The following is a 15,852-nucleotide window of genomic DNA, read 5'->3' on the forward strand; positions in this document are numbered from 1 at the left end:
GGTGCCGACAGCCCGGGCGAGCGCCCGGAGAGGATTAGCCACGCACAGATCTTGCCAGGCTCACCCCGAACCGCTGCTGCGAGTCGGTCCACCAGCGGTCGAGGGCGAACCCGGCCGCGGCCAGCTCCGTTTCGACGCCGTCCGGGCGGAACTTGGCCGAGATCTCCGTGCGGATGTGCTCACCCTCGGCGAAGGCCACCGTGAGGTCGGCACCGGGGATGTCGACGGTCAGCGCGCGGCGGGCCCGCAGCCGCATCTCGATCCACTCGTTCTCCGCGTCCCAGTAGGAGACGTGCTCGAACTCGTCGACGTCGAAGTTCGCGCCCAGCCGGGTGTTGATCACCCGCAGCACGTTCTTGTCGAACTCGCCGGTGACGCCGGCGGCGTCGTCGTAGGCGCGTTCGAGGATGCCCCGGTCCTTGACCAGGTCGGTGCCGAGCAGCAGCCACTCCCCCTCGTCCAGGACCTCGCGCACCGACTCGAGGAAGGTCGCGCGCTCGGCGGGCAGGAAGTTGCCGATCGTGCCGCCGAGGAAGGCCACCACCCGCGGCTGGCCGCCGGGCAGCAGGTCGAGGTGCTGGGTGAAGTCGCCGACGACGCCGCGGACGGTCAGCCCCGGGTAGTCCTTGGAGATGGCTTCGGCCGCTTCGGCCAGCGCGGACTCGGAGACGTCGAGCGGCACGAACGCTTCCAGGGTGCCGTGGCGGGTGAGCGCGTCGAGCAGCAGCCGGGTCTTCTCGCTCGACCCGGACCCCAGCTCGACGAGCGTGTGCGCGCCGGTCAGCTCCGCGACGTCGGTGGCGTGCGCGGCCAGCACCTCGCGCTCGCTGCGGGTCGGGTAGTACTCCGGCAGCTGGGTGATCTTCTCGAACAGCTCACTGCCGTCGGCGTCGTAGAACCACTTGGGCGGCAGCCACTTCTGCTCCGCCGTGAGCCCGGCGACGACGTCGGCTCGCAGTTCCGCGGTGACGGCGTCGCCGGAACGGTGGTGGTCGAGATCGACTTCGGTCATGAGCGCTCCTGGGTCAGGGGAAGCAGGTCGACGCCGGCCGCGGTGGCGCGCACGGCGTGCTGGTCGGGGACGGGTTTCCAGCGCGGATCGCCGTCGAGGGGTTCGGACGCCAGCAGCACGCCGGCCGGGGTCTCCAGCAGGGAGAGCGCGTGCGTCCAGGCCGTGCCGATGAGGGTCGAGCCGTCGGTGAGCAGGAAGTTGAGCCGGGAGCCGGGTGCGGCCGCCTCGACGGCGGTGGTCAGTCCCGCCACCGCCGTCAGCGGGTCTTCCCCCGCCGCCAGCCGGGCCCGCAGGAGGGCCCAGAGCACCGCCGAATCCGTCGGCGCCTCCAGGGTGAGCAGCTCGGTGACGGGCAGGGTCTTGGCCGCCTCGGCCAGGGAGTCCGGCCAGCCGCGGACGACGCCGTTGTGGCTGAACAGCCAGCGCCCGGCGGTGAACGGCGCCGCGGCCGCTTCGGTCACCGGCATGCCGGTGGTGCCGTTGCGGACTGCGGCGACGAACGCGCCGGAGGTCACCGACGCGGCCAGCGGCGGCAGCGTCTCGTCCGTCCACAGTGGAGTGGACCGGCGGTGGCGCAGCGGCGGCGAGCCCGGGCCGGGGTACCACCCCAGCCCGAACCCGTCGGCGTTGACCGAGCCGCCGCCGCGCATGTCCGCCGGCGCGTAGGACTGCACCAGCAGGGAATGCGGCGCGCGGAAGACCGCCTCGGCGGGCGAGACCGGCTCGCCGATGTAGGCGATGTGCCTGCACATGGCGCCTAGCCCACCTCGCCGGGTGCGGCGTCGCGCGCGGTGCGGAAGCCGGCGAAGATCTGCCGCCGGATCGGGTAGTCCCAGTTGCGGAACGTGCCCCGGATGGCCGCCGAGTCGGTGCCGAAGGAGCCGCCGCGCAGCACCTTGTACTCCGGCCCGAAGAACACCTCCGAGTACTCCCGGTACGGGAACGGCGCGAAGCCCGGGTAGCCGTGGAGGTCCGTGCTCGTCCACTCCCAGACGTCGCCGATCAGCTGGTGCACGCCGGTCGGCGACGCGCCGGCCGGGTACGCCCCCGCCGGCGCGGGGCGCAGGTGCCGCTGGCCGAGGTTGGCGTGCTCGGCCGACGGCTCGTCGTCACCCCACGGGAACCGCCGCGAGCGGCCGGTCGCCGGGTCGAACCGGGCGGCCTTCTCCCACTCCGCCTCGGTCGGCAGCCGCCGCCCCGCCCAGGCCGCGTAGGCCTCGGCCTCGTAGTAGGAGACGTGCACGACCGGCTCGTCGGCCGTGACGCGCTCGTGGACCCCGAACCGGGTCCGCCACCAGCCGTCCTGCTCCCGCTGCCAGAACCGCGGCGCGGTGATGCCGTTCTCGCGCAGGTAGGCCCAGCCGGCCGGGCTCCACCACTGCTCGTCGGCGTACCCGCCGCCGTCCAGGAACTCGGCGTAGGCCCCGCACGTCACCGGCGTGGTGTCGAGCCAGAACGCCTCGACGGCGAGCTCGTGCGCCGGGCGCTCGTTGTCCAGCGCCCACGGCTCGGCCGACGTGCCCATCGTGAACACGCCCGCCGGGACCAGCACCTCGGCCGGGAGGGTGCCCGACCGCGCGGGCGGCGGCTCCGGCGCGTGCAACACCGGGTCGCCCTTGCGCAGCTGGTGGGTGGCCAGCATGGTCTCGTCGTGCTGCTGCTCGTGCTGGGTGATCATGCCGAACGCGAACGCCTGCTCGGTCAGCCGCCGCCCCTCCATCGGCGCGTGTTCCAGCACGTCGAACGCCTTTTCGCGCACCTGCTTGACGTACGCGCGCGCCTCGGCCGGGCCGAGCAGCGGCAGCTCCGGCCGGTCGGCGCGGGCGTGCTGGAACGCGTCGTAGATGTCGTCGATGTCCGGACGCAGCGGCTCCCGGCCGCCGACGTCGCGGACCAGCCACAGCTCCTCCTGGACGCCGATGTGCGCCAGGTCCCAGACCAGCGGCGACATCAGCTTGGAGTGCTGGCGGACCAGGTCTTCGTCGTCCACGGCGTCGGTCAGCGCCACGCTGCGCGCCCGCGCCCGGGTCAGTGCTTCGGCCGCCCGGGCACGCAGGTCCTGCGCGCTCAGGTCACCCAGTGCTTCCGTGCTCATGCTTCGCTCCTCGATCGGTACGCGCGCCCCTGCACGCTCTCGCTGATCTCGGTGATCGACTCCTCCGCCAGCCCCGTCGCGCCCAGCTCGGCGCAGCCGAGGTCGGCCAGCGCCGCCGCGGCCGCCGCCAGGTCCGGGTCCGCCAGGCCGCGCCGCGCCGCCGTGGTCCAGCGGTCGGCGACCGGTGCGCAGAGGTCACGCACCTTGTCCACAGTGGACGGACGGGCGAGCAGCGCGGCGACCAGGGCCACCGGTGGCAGCCACTCGCCGGGCGGCTGCGCGTCGAGGTACCGGATCTCCAGGTACCCCTGCGGGCGGACCGGGGTGAACATCGTGGTGAGGTGGTAGTCGAGGTCCGCCGCCGTCGGTTTCGGCAGCAGGGCGGCCGCGCCCCTGCCGTCGATCCAGTCGGCGAACGTCAGCCCCTCCGGCGCGTCCCACGGCCGGTCGCCGCGCGGCAGCACCATCAGGGGGACATCCATCATGCGCGCGGCCCACTCTCCCGCGGGGTCGTCGCCCGCTACCCGGGCCGTGCGGGTCCGGACCGCTTCCGTGTCGTGCACCGCCAGCCACCGGGCGGAGGCGTGCCCGGTGTCGCGACCGGCGTGGACGCGGGAGTTGGCGAAGAGGGCCAGCAGCGGCGGGCCCATCGCGTGGGCGGCCGCCCACCGGGCCGCGTAGTGCTCCGGCTCCCCCGCGTCGACGCAGACCTGCAGGCCGGCGGTGCCGGCCATCATCGTGAGGCCGCCCGGCCCGATCGGCGCGAACCGGCGTTCCATAGCCGCGTAGCGCGGCGTGTGCAGGAGACGGCGGGGCGGCCGGTGGGCGTCGATACCCGTTTCGCCCAGCACGAGGCCGTGCCGGGAGAGGCGGTCACGCAGGTGGTGGAGGTCGGCCGTGACCACTGCGGCGAGGTCGCGCAGGGAGGCCTGGGGAAGTGCGGAGATCTCGACCTGGCACCCGGGCTCGAGGCTCACTGGTGAACCTGCCGGGAGGGGCGAGGCGGGACTGTCGGGGCGGAGTGTCCGCGGGGTGTGCGGGCCCAGCGCCGTGGCGAGGACATCGGGATCGAGGGGTCTGGCCGGGTCGTCGGCGTGGTGCACGATGAACTCCAGCTCCGCGCCGATCAGGCGGGGTGGCCCGTGCTTGAAGCACACCGATGCCACGTACGCCTCCCCGGCCGCGCGGTCCGCCAGGACCCGCGCGGTGCGGTTCGACGCACTCCCCGACTTTTCGGGAAAATCGTGCACCGTAGACGCTTCTGTCATGTCCGTCCTTGTTCCGGGTGGTGGAACTTCTTGACTTCGGACGCTACACGCGGGGTACGACAAAATCAGGCGGGATCTTGCGCTGCGGGACCGGATCACCACTCCGTAAGAAGTCCCGGATCAGGGCAAAGCGGACTCGGTGCCCAGGCCGAGCTCGGCCGCCGAGGCCCGCACGGCCTCGATCACCAGGTGCAACGCGGGCCGCCGGAACGCGGTGCGCCGGTAGGCGATCGACACCGTCCGCAGCAGCGGCGTGGTGAGCGCGACGACGTCGATCCCGGGCGGCCGCAGCAGCCGCAGACCGAGGTCCGAGACCAGGGTGACGCCGAGCCCGGCCCCCACCATCGCCATCGCCGTGGACTGCTCTTCGACCTCGTGGTTGATCTTCGGGGAGAAGCCGTGCCGCCGGCAGGCCGTCCGCATCGCCCGGCCGAAGTGCGACTTCGGGCTGGCCAGGATCCACGGGTGCTCCGCGAGCTCGTCCAGGGACGCCGTCCCCGACGGGACCGCGCCCCGCGGCACCGCGGCGTGCAGCCGCTCCACGGCCACGACGGCGCGTTCCAGCCCGCCGTCCCACGGCGTCGGCGCGTCGGAGTAGTCGATCACGAACGACAGGTCGAGCGTGCCGTCGCGGACGGCTTCGGCGGTGTCCTCCGGCGCCAGCTCGCGCGTGCGCACCTGGATGCCGGGGTGCTCGCCGGCCAGCGCCGTCAGCGCCGTCGGAAGCAGTCCCGAAGCCACCGACGCCCACACGCCGGCGGTCAGCCGGACCGTCCGGGCCTCCTGGGCTTCCTCCAGGGCGAACGTCGCGCGCTCCACCGAACCGAGGATCTCCTCCGCGTGCTCGGTCAGCAGGTTGCCCAGCTCGGTCAGCTGGACACGCCGGCCGAGCCGTTCGAACAGCTTCGCGCCGACGTCGCGCTCGAGCTGCGCGAGCTGCTGCGAGACCGCTGAAGCAGTGTAGTGCAGCGAAGCGGCGGCCGCTGTCACCGTGCCCCGGCGGTGCAACTCGCGAAGCATCCGCAAGCGGTGCAACGAGAGTTCCATACACCAAACCTAAACGAGATCGTGCAGGTTCGTTAAATGGACGCGGGGGCCACCCGGGGCGCACGCTCGGGAGAGGCGGTCGCCGGACCGCCCCGGACTTCCCCCTGGAGGTGAGTGGCCCTGATGACCCCGCGCGAAGCCGAGCCGCTGATGCGACTGACCTGGACCGATCCCATCACCGGCGCGAACGGCTACCTGGTCGTGCACACCCTCGTCTCCGGCGTCGCCACCGGCGGCACCCGGATGCGGGCGGGCTGCACGATGAGCGAGGTCGAGGACCTCGCCCGGGGCATGGCCAACAAGACCGCGACCTTCAACCTGCCGGTCGGCGGGGCGAAGGGCGGCATCGACTTCGACCCGAAGGACCCGCGGGCGTACGGCGTGCTGAAGCGGTTCTGCGCGTTCCTGCGGCCGTGGCTGGACGCGCACTGGGTGACCGCCGAGGACCTCGGCGTGCCCCAGCACCTGATCGACGAGGTGTTCGCGGAGCTCGGGCTCGAGCAGTCGTACCACGCGGCGATCGTCCGTTCGGCCGACCCCGCGCGCACCCTGCGCCGGGTGCAGGCGGGCCTCAACGCGCCGGTACCCGGCGGGCTGCTGCTCGGCGACGTCGTCGGCGGCTACGGCGTGGCGCAGGCGTGCCTCGGCGTCGCGGCGGCGTGGGACTGGGACGTGCGCGAGACGACCGTGGCGATCCAGGGCATCGGCACGATGGGCGGCGGCGCGGCCTGGTACCTGCACGAAGCCGGGATGAAGGTCGTCGCGGTCGCCGACGCGGCGGGCACGCTGTACGACCCGGTGGGGCTCGACGTCCCGGCGCTGCTGGAGCTGCGCGACCGCTTCGGCGAGGTCGACCGGTCGCGGCTGCCCGCCGGAGTGCGATCGCTCCCCCGGGAGACCGTCGTCGGCATCGACGCGGACATCTTCGTGCCGGCCGCGATCTCGTACGCGCTGCGCCCGGACAACGAGAACCTCGTCAAGGCGTCGGTGGTCGTCGAGGCGGCCAACGCGGCGACGACGCCGGAAGCGGAAGCGGCACTTTCCGCCCGCGGGGTCGCGGTCGTGCCGGACTTCGTGGCCAACGCGGGCGCCGCGGCGTGGGCGTGGTGGCTGCTGCTGGGCGAGGTGGGCGCGGACCCGGCCGACTCGTTCCTGCGGCTGCGCACGGAGATGCAGGCCAAGGTCGCGCTCCTGCTGACCGGCTGGAACATGGACCGGCTGCCGCTGCGCGTCACCGGGCTGCGGCTCGCCGAGACCACCCGCGCCCAGCGCGCCGAGGCGGCGCTCGCGCCGGAAGGTGAGCCGGCGCTGCTCATCCCGTGAGCCGGGTTCCGCGCGGCGCCCCGGGTGGGGGCGCCGCGCGGTTCCTTCACCGCGCGAAGCGGTCGGTCGCGCCGACGAGCACGTCCTGCATGGGGGCGTCCTGCGTCGAGTGCCCGATGTTCTCCAGCAGCACCAGCTCACTGCCCGGCCAAGCGTGGTGCATCAGCCAGGGCGTGCCGACCATGTTGCTCGTGTCGAGCACCCCCTGGGCCAGTACGGCCGGGATGCCGGCGAGCTTGCCGAGGGAGCGCAGGATCTCACCGTCGGGGAGGAAGGCCCGGTTGCTGAAGTAATGCGTGACCAGCCGGGCGAAGCAGAGCCGGTAGGCCGGGTCCTCGAAGGACTTGTACGCGGGCACGCCCGGGAGCATCGCGTCCTCCCAGGCGCACCAGTCGTCGGCCGCCTGGTGGTGGACCGCCGGATCGGGATCCATCAGCAACCGGTGGTAGGCGGCGGACAGGTCGCCGTCCCGCTCGCTCTCCGGCACGCCCTGGCGGAACTTCTCGAAGGCTTCCGGGAAGTACGCTCCCAGGCCGCGGATGAGCATCTCGATCTCGATGAAGCGGTCGGTCGCCAGTCCCATGAGGACCATCTCGCTGACCCGCTCGGGGTGCCGCAGGGCGTACGTCAGGCTCAGCACCGAGCCCCAGGAACCGCCGAACAGCAGCCACTTCCCGATGCCGAGCCGCGTCCGGAGTAGCTCGAAGTCCGCGACGAGGTGGTCGGTGGTGTTGGCGGAGAGGTCGGCGACCGGGGCGCCGGCGTGCGGGGTGCTGCGGCCGCAGCCGCGCTGGTCGACGAGCACGACGCGGTACTTCGCCGGGTCGAAGTAGCGGCGGAGGTTCGTCGAACACCCGGTGCCGGGCCCGCCGTGCACGACGAGCGCCGGCTTGCCGTCCGGGTTCCCGCAGGTCTCCCAGTAGATCTCGTGCCCGTCGCCGACGTCGAGCAGGCCGTGGTCGCAGGGGTCGATCTCGGGGTACAGCCCAGCCATCAGCGCGTCCTTCCCGCGGAATACAACAGCGCTGTCACATTAGCCGCGAACGGCGCTCGATGCGCGGGCTTTTCCGCTCAGACGAGGGCGCCGGCCAGCTCCATGAGCGTGTCGGCCAGTTCGCGCGGGCCCGCCGGGCCGATGTGGATCACGGCGTCGTCACCCGCGCCGGAGGTGTAGCTGAGGTAGCGGCCCCAGTCCGTGTCGGCGTAGTGCAACGGCTGCTGCAGGCAGGTGTGGCGCCCGACGTCGTCCCGGCGGCCGACGTAGAGCTCGCCGCTGCCCGAGACCGGGCGCTGCACGAGGCTGACGACGTCGGCGATCGCCGGGTCGAGCGGGTAGGCCTCCTGACCGCGGCGGGCGGCTTCGCTCAGGTCCGCCACCCGCACGGCGCGCGGGTGGCCGCCGCCGGCCCCCATCGGCGGCAGCTGCTCGACGAGCGACTCGGCGAGCCGGTTCCGGTCGATCTCCTGGACGCCGACCTGCGTCCCGTCGGAGACGGCCAGGATCGCCTGCAGGCCCTTCGCGGCCGCTAGCACGCCGTACGTCCGGCCGTCGACACCGACCCAGCCGTAGCACTCCCGCGCCGGGTTCACCAGCAGCGGGAGCCAGTCGAGGAAGTCGACGGTGGCCCGCCCGCGCACGTCGACCAGCCCGGCTTCGGCCAGCGCGGCGTCGACCCGCTTGCCGGCCTCGTCGCGCTCCTCGTCCGAGAGCCACAGCGGCTCCGGGCGCAGGGTGATGTGCAGCTGACCGACCTGTTCGCGCTCGGCCAGTGCGGCCAGAGCCTCGACCGGAACGTCCACCCGGCCTGTTGCCACGTCCACCCGCCTACTCGCCGATGACCGGCGGACTGGTCCGCTGGTCGGTACCGAAGATCGCGTCCGGGTCCGCCTCGATCAGGAAGTCCGGCCGCTGGTGCTCATCATCTTCCTCACCCTCGCCCCGGCGGCCCCCGGCACCCATGGGCCCCATCTGCCCGGACCGCCCGGCCGCCGACCGCGCGGCGGCGGCCTCCGCGGCGGCGGCGTTGCCGAGACTGCCCATGCCGGAGCCACGGCCGCCGCCGAGGCCGCGCTCCCCCGCGGCCCCGGACCCGCTGCCGCCCGCGCCACCGCCGCGGCCGGACCCGCTACCGGATTCGCCGATGGGGCGGCCGTTCGAGTCGAGCAGCCGGCTGCCGGCGTTCCCGCTCGTCGGCCCGCGACCGCCGGTGCTGGAGTTGGGATCGTTGCCGAAGGTGTTCGAGTAGTTCTGACCGCCCCCACCGCCGGTGTTGGTCGGGTAGAAGTCCACGCCCCCGGTCCCGGGCGGGGTCTTGCCCGGCTGGTCGGTGGCCTGCCCGGGCCGGGTCGGCACGGTGGGGAGCGTCGGGCGGCCGGAGCCGGTGGTGTGGGTGGTGTCGTCGCCGCCCGTTCCGCCCGTTCCGCCGCTGCCTCCCGTTCCGCCGGTGCCTCCGGTGCCTCCCGTTCCACCAGTGCCGCCAGTCCCGCCCGTGCCTCCGGTCCCTCCGGTGCCGCCGGGCTTGTCGGGACCACCGGTGCGGCCGGGGTCGACGCTGGAGGTCGAGGTGCGGTCGTCACCGGGGTCACCGCCCCCGCCTTCCGGGTACCACTTGTGCTCGTCGACGATCACCGGCCCGGGGCCGCCGGGCTTGTTGACGGCGATGGAAGCGCCATCGGACTCGAGGACGCCGTAGTCGGTCGGCAGCACCGCGCGGGTACCGCTGGTGACGCTGCTGTACTGGTCCATCACGCGAACGTTGGTCTCGTTCGCCGCGTTGTACTTCGCGATGCCGGATTGGTAGTCGTCGATGTCGTCCTTGGCCATGAACGGCCCGGCGATCGGGATGGCGGCCTTGAGACCGATGCTCCACGGGCTGGGCTTGTCCGGCTTCGGCGGGATCTCCACGACCGAGCTGCTCGAGTGGTCGAAGGCACTGGCCTGCGAGTCGACGGAAGCCTTGGTGACGTCGAGCGGCTCGGCGGTCTGCGCGAAGGCTTGTTCCAGCGGACCGGCCCCGGCGTTCGCGGCGTCGGCCGCGTCCCCGCTCCACGAGCTCACCATCCGCGTCTGGAGCGCCTTGATGCTCGCCCCGCGCTCCATGTAGGCGTCGGACAGCGACTGGACCGTCTCCGCCGTCTGACGCAGGCCGGACGTATCGCCCTGCCGGAAGTTGTCGTAGATCTGCTTGCCGTCCACTCGTCATGCCCCCTTGAGTGTCTTGACGACGCCGGACGCGGCCTGGCTCGCCGCCGCACAGGAGTCGTCCTGCCCTTGGTATCCCTGCGCCTGCACGCTGAACGAAAGGTCGTCGGCGATGCCGACGACCAAGGTGCAGGTGCCCCTCGTGCGCTCGTCCTGGATGTCGGCGTACACGGCCGGGTAGCCCTCGACGTCCGGAGCTTGTTCGAGGAACCGCACGAACTTCTTTTCGCGGTACGCGGCATAGGTGCCGGCCAGTCCACCCGCGCCGTGGTCGCGGTTCCCGGTGCCGAGGATGACCTGCAGGCCGATGCCTTCGCCGCTGATCTTCCACGCGCAGGAGGGGCCCGCCGCCGTCAGCGGCGTGTCACCACCGGCCTGGTACTTGCCGGCGTCGGTGTACCGCAGGGACGCCAGGACGTCCGCGGGCAGCAGCCCGCAGGTGTCGGTCGCGTACTTGCCGGCGTCGAGGGCAGGCTGGGTCACCTTGGGCACGTCGGGATCCGCGGCGGGGGCGCTCGTCGAGGCCGGCGCGCTCGGCGCGGGAGACGCGGCACCGCCGGTCGTCGAGGTACAGCCCGCCGCGAGTCCCGCGGAGACGATCAGGAGCGCGGCCAGGCCGCGGATTTCGCTTCGCACGAGATCGGTTCGCCTATGCCTTGAAGGTGCCGGACATGTCCTGGTCGGTCGCCACGGTCTTCGTCTGCGCCGCCTTGAGCTTCTTGATGTACTCCTGCGCGTACTTGCGCATGGAATCGTTCTGCCGCTGCAGAGCGGCGATCGAGTCCGAGGTGGTCGAGGCGTAGCTCCCGCTGACCGCGTCTTCACCCGGCGCCAGCTTGGGCGCGTAGACGAGACTCTGGATCTTGTTCCCGTCTTCGACGATCTTGTCCAGGACGTCTTCCCACTGGCTGATCACCGAAGACAGCTCGTCGGGGTCCATCTTGAACTGGCCACCCTTGCCCCCGCCGCCGTACACGCGTCCGGGCGTGGAGAGAACGTCGCCCCAGAGCGCCTGTGCCGCCTGCCCGGCTTCGCCGATGATCACGCCCCGCACCTTCCCCTCAGTTCACCCACCGTGATGGTGCAAAGATTAGCCAACTGTCTCACGCCGTGTCAGCGAATCGGCGCAACGTTCCGACGATGGGGGCTTCGGTTCGGTTCCCGGGCACTCCGGGTCACAGTACGTACGTACGGATTGCGAGATCCCGGTCCGCGGTGCCAGGATTTCAGGATGCCACGCGTAAGCCAGGATCACCTCGACGCACGACGGCGCCAGATCCTCGACGGCTCGCGCGTGTGCTTCGCACGCTACGGCTACGAAGGTGCCACAGTCCGGCGCCTGGAGGAAGCCACCGGGCTCTCCCGGGGCGCGATCTTCCACCACTTCCGCGACAAGGAGTCGCTCTTCCTCGCCCTCGCCGAGGACGACGCCATCCGGATGGCCGACGTCGTTGCCGAGCAGGGCCTGGTCCAGGTCATGCGGGACCTCCTCGCCGGCGGTGACCACCCCGCCGACTGGCTCGGCACCCGCCTCGAGGTCTCCCGGCGGCTGCGCACCGATCCGGAGTTCCGCGGCCGGTGGGCCGAGCGCTCCGAGCAGCTGACCACCGCCACGCGCCTGCGGCTGCTGCGCCAGCGCGAGGCCGGGATCCTGCGCGACGACGTCGACGTCGACATCCTCACCGCGTTCCTGGAGCTAGTCCTCGAAGGACTCGTCTCGCACCTGGCCATGGGCCTGCCCGCCGCCGGCCTCGGACCGGTGCTCGACCTCGTCGAGGAGACCGTGCGGCGGCACCGGCCGGGCGCCGGCTGATCCGTCGTGGTCGAATGGCCCGCGTGGATCTTCTCGAAGCGCACGGCCACGCGTTGCGGGCCTTCGGCGACGCGGTGCACGCGGCCGGCGAAGCCGGCTGGGGCCATCGGACGCCGTGTACCGAGTGGACGGTCCGCGACCTCGTGAACCACCTCGTGGCCGAGCAGCTCTGGGCGCCCGCCCTGCTGGCCGGCGCCACTTTGGACGATGTGGGCGACCGCTACGACGGCGACGTTCTCGGCGAAGACCCGGTGTCCGCCTGGGACGCGGCCGCCGAAGCCGCCCGCGAAGCCTTCCTCGACGACGGCGTCCTTGAACGCGCGGTGCACGTGTCGACCGGGCTGCTCCCCGCCCGCGAGTACGGCTGGCAGATGACGATCGACGCCGCCGTGCACGCCTGGGACCTCGCGACGGCGCTGGGCCTGCCCGGCCCGGTGACCGAGGACCTCGCCGAACGGCTGCTCGACGTCGTCCGGCCGTGGGTGGACGAGTGGCAGGGGCTCGGCATCTTCGCCCCGCCGGTCCCGGTCCCCCGCGACGCGGCCCCGGCCGCGCGGCTCGTGGCCCTGCTCGGGCGGGACCCGCGGTGAATCACCCGCCGAGGTGAGCGCGCCGACACACCGATATCCCCGCGGCCGGCGCCGGGGACACGTTAAGATTGTCGGATAATCGCAGTACACACCGATTCACTGCTGGGAGTGACCGTTTCGTGCGCGCAGCGCAGTCACCTGGTGACAGTACCGAGCCGGGTGACCGACCCGGCTGTCCGATAGGTTCTTCCCCCGCCGACCGGGCGGGTGCGGAATGACCCAGATCCTGTTCGCCGTGCTCGGCGTCCTCCTCTTCGTGCTGCTGACCGTGGGCACCGGACTCGCTGTCGCCGCCGAGTTCTCGCTGACCGCGCTCGAGCGCAGCACCGTCGAGGCCAACGTCCGCCAGGTCGGCGACCGCCGTGCCCTGGCCGTCCAAAAGGCCCACCGGACGCTGTCCTTCCAGCTCTCCGGTGCCCAGGTCGCGATCACGCTGACCACCCTGATCACCGGGTACCTGGCCGAGCCGCTGATCGGCGAGCTCGTCCGGCCGCTGCTCACCGGCGTCGGGCTGCCCGAGGCGTTCGCCTCGGGCGCGTCGGTCGTGCTCGCCCTGGTCATCGCCACGTCGCTGTCGATGATCCTCGGCGAAATGGTGCCGAAGAACCTCGCCATCGCCCGGCCGCTGCCGACCGCGCGCGCCGTCACCGGCTACCACTCGCGGTTCTCCGCGCTGTTCCGCTGGCTGATCACGATCATGAACAACAGCGCGAACTTCCTCGTGCGCAAGTTCGGCGTCGAGCCCCAGGAAGAGCTGCGGTCCGCGCGCTCGCCGCAGGAACTGGGCTCGATCGTGCGCTCCAGCGCCGAAAGCGGCACGCTCGACACGTCGACCGCCGAGCTGCTGGACCGCTCGCTGCGGTTCGGCGAGCGCACCGCGGAGGAGCTCATGACCCCGCGCGTGCAGCTCGAGTCGCTCGCGATCGACGACACCATCGAGGACCTCATCGACATCTCGCGCCGCACCGGGTTCTCGCGGTTCCCGGTGCACGCCGAGGACCTCGACGACGTCCGCGGCGCCGTGCACGTCAAGCAGGCCTTCGCCGTGCCCGCCGCCGAGCGGGCGAACGTGCCGATCGGGTCCGTCATGCGCCCCGTGCCGACCGTGCCCGAGTCCCTGCCCGGCGACGACCTGCTCAACCGGCTGCGCGACTCCCGCTTCCAGCTGGCGATCGTCGTCGACGAGTACGGCGGCACGGCCGGGCTCGTGACCCTGGAGGACGTCGTCGAGGAGATCATCGGCGACGTCCGCGACGAGCACGACGACCACGAAGGCCCGGCGTCGCAGCAGGTCGGCACCGACAGCTGGCTGGTGTCCGGGCAGCTGCGCGCCGACGAGATCACCGACGTCACCGGGTTCCGGATGCCGGACGGCGACTACGAAACCATCGCCGGGCTCATCCTCGAACGGCTGGGCAAGATCCCCGCCGAAGGGGACGCCGCGGAGGTCGACGGCTGGCGGCTCACCGTCACCGCGATGGACAAGCGCCGGATCGCCGAGGTCGAGGTGGCCCCGGTCCGGACCGTCGAAGAACCCGCGGTAGCCGAGGTGGCCTCGTGAGCGACTGGCTGAACATCGCCCTCGTGGGGGTCCTGCTGCTGGCCAACGCCTTCTTCGTCGGCGCGGAGTTCACGCTGATCTCCTCGCGGCGCGACAGGCTCGAAGCGCTCCTGGAGCAGGGCAAGACCCGCGCGAAGATCGTGATCAACGCGAGCAAGCACGTGTCGCTGATGCTCGCCGGCGCGCAGCTGGGCATCACCATCTGCTCGCTGCTGCTCGGCCGCCTCGGCGAGCCCGCGATCGCGCACCGGCTCTCGGCGTTCTTCGACCTGCTGGGGCTGCCCGAGACGCTGCTGCACGCGGTTTCGTTCGCCATCGCGCTGGCGTTCATCACCGTGCTGCACGTCCTGATCGGCGAAATGGTGCCGAAGAACCTCGCGATCGCCGAGCCCGAGCGGCTCGCGCTGTGGCTGGTGCCAGTGCACGTCGCGTGGGTCAAGCTCGCCAACCCGTTCATCTGGCTGCTCAACTTCGTCGCCAACTCGCTGTTGCGCGCGTTCAAGGTCGAGCCGAAGGACGAGCTGGAGACGGCCTACACCTCCGACGAGCTGGCCGAGCTGCTCAGCGAGTCGCGGCGCGAAGGCCTGATCGACCAGTCCGAACACCGGCGGCTGACCCAGACGCTGTCGTCGGTGCAGAAGACGGTGGCCGACGTGCTGGTGCCGACCGCGGAGCTGACGACGCTGCCCTGCGGGCCGACCGTCGGCGACGTCGAGCGCGCGGTGTCCTCCACGGGCTTCTCGCGGTTCCCGGTGTGCACCGACGACGGGCGGCTGACCGGCTACATCCACGTGAAGGACGTCCTCGACCTGGCCGGCCTCGACCCGGCGACGATCGTGCCCGACTCGAAGACGCGCCCGCTCACCGAGCTGCGCGCCGACGCCCGGCTCGACGTCGCGCTCTCGGCGATGCGCAAGGAAGGCAGTCACCTGGCCCGGGCGCTCGACATCGCGGGCAACGCCGTCGGCGTCGTCGCGCTCGAGGACCTCGTCGAGGAGTACGTGGGCACCGTCCGCGACGGAACCCACGTGGGCGCATGACCGCCGACGTGCTCGCCGAACCGGACTGGCTGGCCCGGGAGGCGGCGCACGTCGAGCGGATGCGCCGGTGGACGGTCCCGCACCAGGAGCGGCGCTCGCGCGGCGAGAAGCACCCGGTGCTGGACTTCCTGTTCACCTACTACTCGCACCGGCCGTCGCACCTGCAGCGGTGGCAGCCCGGACCCGGCGTGGCCCTCGCCGGGCCCGCGGCGCGGCGTTTCCTGGACCGCAAGGGCTACGTCGAGACCGCCGACGGCGTGGTCCTCGATCCCGCGGGCTTCACCGAAGGCAAGAAACGGACGGCCGAGTTCGTCCTCGGCCTGCTGAGCGCGACGGCGTCCCGCGCGCCGCGGCTGAACTGCTTCGGGCTGCACGAGTGGGCGATGGTCTACCGCGAGCCGGCGGACTCGGTGCGGCACGACCAGGTCCCGCTCCGGCTCGGCTCGGCGGGCACGGACGAGGTCGTCGAGTCGCTCGACATCCGGTGCGGGCACTTCGACGCGTTCCGGTTCTTCACCGACGACGCCCGCCCGCGCAACGAGCTGACGCCGTCGCGGGAGACGCAGGTCGCACTCGAGCAGCCGGGGTGCCTGCACGCGAACATGGATCTGTTCAAATGGGCCTACAAGCTCGATCCGTTCGTGCCGGCGGAGCTGGTGGCGGACGCGTTCGAGCTGGCCGTCGAGATCCGGACGCTGGACATGCGGGCGAGCCCGTACGACCTGGTCGCGCTCGGCTACCCGCCGGTGCGGATCGAAACGGCCGCCGGGCGCGCCGAATACGCCCGGGCCCAAGGCGATTTCGCCCGGCGGGCGGCGCCGGTCCGTGCTCGGCTGATCGCGCACTGCCATCGCCTGGTCAGCGCAGCACCCTGAGTACGCGCCACTGTGAGTCAGATTAT

General features: G+C 72.2%; 16 protein-coding genes. 6 read left to right on the forward strand and 10 right to left on the reverse strand.

The window, feature by feature from the left end; translation table 11 throughout:
- Positions 1-34 precede the first annotated feature (34 nt).
- From egtD to ABZ342_RS09190, 5 genes are all read right to left on the reverse strand, one after another.
- Positions 35-1,012: an L-histidine N(alpha)-methyltransferase gene (egtD, locus tag ABZ342_RS09170; protein WP_360470560.1), complete on the reverse strand. Its 978-nt coding sequence runs from the start codon at positions 1,010-1,012 to the stop codon at positions 35-37.
- Entirely contained in the window at positions 1,009-1,764 is a 756-nt protein-coding gene (gene egtC, locus ABZ342_RS09175; protein ID WP_360470563.1) for an ergothioneine biosynthesis protein EgtC, read from the reverse strand. Before egtC ends, egtD begins: the two co-directional genes overlap by 4 nt.
- A gap of 5 nt (positions 1,765-1,769) precedes the next feature.
- The gene (gene egtB / locus ABZ342_RS09180) at positions 1,770-3,107 is read right to left on the reverse strand and encodes an ergothioneine biosynthesis protein EgtB (RefSeq protein ID WP_360470566.1); all 1,338 of its coding nucleotides are present in this window, start codon (positions 3,105-3,107) and stop codon (positions 1,770-1,772) included.
- Positions 3,104-4,375 carry a glutamate-cysteine ligase family protein gene (locus ABZ342_RS09185; RefSeq protein ID WP_360470569.1) on the reverse strand — a complete coding sequence of 424 codons (1,272 nt, stop codon included), beginning with the start codon at positions 4,373-4,375 and terminating at the stop codon, positions 3,104-3,106. The genes egtB and ABZ342_RS09185 overlap by 4 nt, the downstream gene beginning before the upstream one ends.
- A gap of 120 nt (positions 4,376-4,495) precedes the next feature.
- Entirely contained in the window at positions 4,496-5,422 is a 927-nt protein-coding gene (locus ABZ342_RS09190) for a LysR substrate-binding domain-containing protein (protein WP_360470571.1), read from the reverse strand.
- Positions 5,423-5,545: 123 nt separating this feature from the next.
- On the opposite strand from ABZ342_RS09190, the gene ABZ342_RS09195 reads away from it, so the two are divergent.
- Complete coding sequence (locus ABZ342_RS09195; protein WP_155549907.1) at positions 5,546-6,745, forward strand: Glu/Leu/Phe/Val dehydrogenase dimerization domain-containing protein; 1,200 nt, start codon at positions 5,546-5,548, stop codon at positions 6,743-6,745.
- Positions 6,746-6,791: 46 nt separating this feature from the next.
- Here ABZ342_RS09195 and pip read toward each other — a convergent pair whose 3' ends face one another.
- From pip to ABZ342_RS09220, 5 genes are all read right to left on the reverse strand, one after another.
- On the reverse strand, positions 6,792-7,739 hold the full coding sequence (gene pip / locus ABZ342_RS09200) for a prolyl aminopeptidase (protein WP_360470574.1): 948 nt from the start codon (positions 7,737-7,739) through the stop codon (positions 6,792-6,794).
- A 77-nt stretch (positions 7,740-7,816) separates the two neighbouring features.
- Positions 7,817-8,545, reverse strand: a complete 729-nt coding sequence (locus ABZ342_RS09205; protein ID WP_360470662.1) for an ESX secretion-associated protein EspG — start codon at positions 8,543-8,545, stop codon at positions 7,817-7,819.
- 25 nt (positions 8,546-8,570) lie between these two features.
- Positions 8,571-9,941 carry a WXG100 family type VII secretion target gene (locus tag ABZ342_RS09210; protein WP_360470577.1) on the reverse strand — a complete coding sequence of 457 codons (1,371 nt, stop codon included), beginning with the start codon at positions 9,939-9,941 and terminating at the stop codon, positions 8,571-8,573.
- Between the two features lie 3 nt (positions 9,942-9,944).
- Positions 9,945-10,583 (reverse strand): DUF3558 domain-containing protein, encoded by a 639-nt coding sequence (locus tag ABZ342_RS09215; protein ID WP_360470580.1) that lies wholly within the window; start codon positions 10,581-10,583, stop codon positions 9,945-9,947.
- A 13-nt stretch (positions 10,584-10,596) separates the two neighbouring features.
- Positions 10,597-10,992 carry a hypothetical protein gene (locus tag ABZ342_RS09220; protein WP_360470583.1) on the reverse strand — a complete coding sequence of 132 codons (396 nt, stop codon included), beginning with the start codon at positions 10,990-10,992 and terminating at the stop codon, positions 10,597-10,599.
- Between the two features lie 186 nt (positions 10,993-11,178).
- Here ABZ342_RS09220 and ABZ342_RS09225 point away from each other — a divergent pair, with 186 nt between their 5' ends.
- The 5 genes from ABZ342_RS09225 to ABZ342_RS09245 all read left to right on the forward strand — a co-directional run bounded on the left by ABZ342_RS09225 (position 11,179) and on the right by ABZ342_RS09245 (position 15,826).
- Positions 11,179-11,760 (forward strand): helix-turn-helix domain-containing protein, encoded by a 582-nt coding sequence (locus tag ABZ342_RS09225; RefSeq protein WP_360470586.1) that lies wholly within the window; start codon positions 11,179-11,181, stop codon positions 11,758-11,760.
- A 23-nt stretch (positions 11,761-11,783) separates the two neighbouring features.
- The gene (locus ABZ342_RS09230; RefSeq protein WP_360470589.1) at positions 11,784-12,350 is read left to right on the forward strand and encodes a TIGR03086 family metal-binding protein; all 567 of its coding nucleotides are present in this window, start codon (positions 11,784-11,786) and stop codon (positions 12,348-12,350) included.
- 214 nt (positions 12,351-12,564) lie between these two features.
- Positions 12,565-13,911, forward strand: a complete 1,347-nt coding sequence (locus tag ABZ342_RS09235) for a hemolysin family protein (RefSeq protein WP_155549901.1) — start codon at positions 12,565-12,567, stop codon at positions 13,909-13,911.
- A complete protein-coding gene (locus tag ABZ342_RS09240) occupies positions 13,908-14,951 on the forward strand; it encodes a hemolysin family protein (protein WP_360470592.1) in 1,044 nt (347 codons plus the stop codon). Before ABZ342_RS09235 ends, ABZ342_RS09240 begins: the two co-directional genes overlap by 4 nt.
- The gene (locus ABZ342_RS09245; protein ID WP_360470595.1) at positions 14,948-15,826 is read left to right on the forward strand and encodes a 3-methyladenine DNA glycosylase; all 879 of its coding nucleotides are present in this window, start codon (positions 14,948-14,950) and stop codon (positions 15,824-15,826) included. The genes ABZ342_RS09240 and ABZ342_RS09245 overlap by 4 nt, the downstream gene beginning before the upstream one ends.
- The last annotated feature ends 26 nt before the right edge of the window (positions 15,827-15,852 follow it).

The organism is Amycolatopsis sp. NPDC005961 (assembly GCF_040629235.1).
GTDB lineage: Bacteria > Actinomycetota > Actinomycetes > Mycobacteriales > Pseudonocardiaceae > Amycolatopsis > Amycolatopsis camponoti.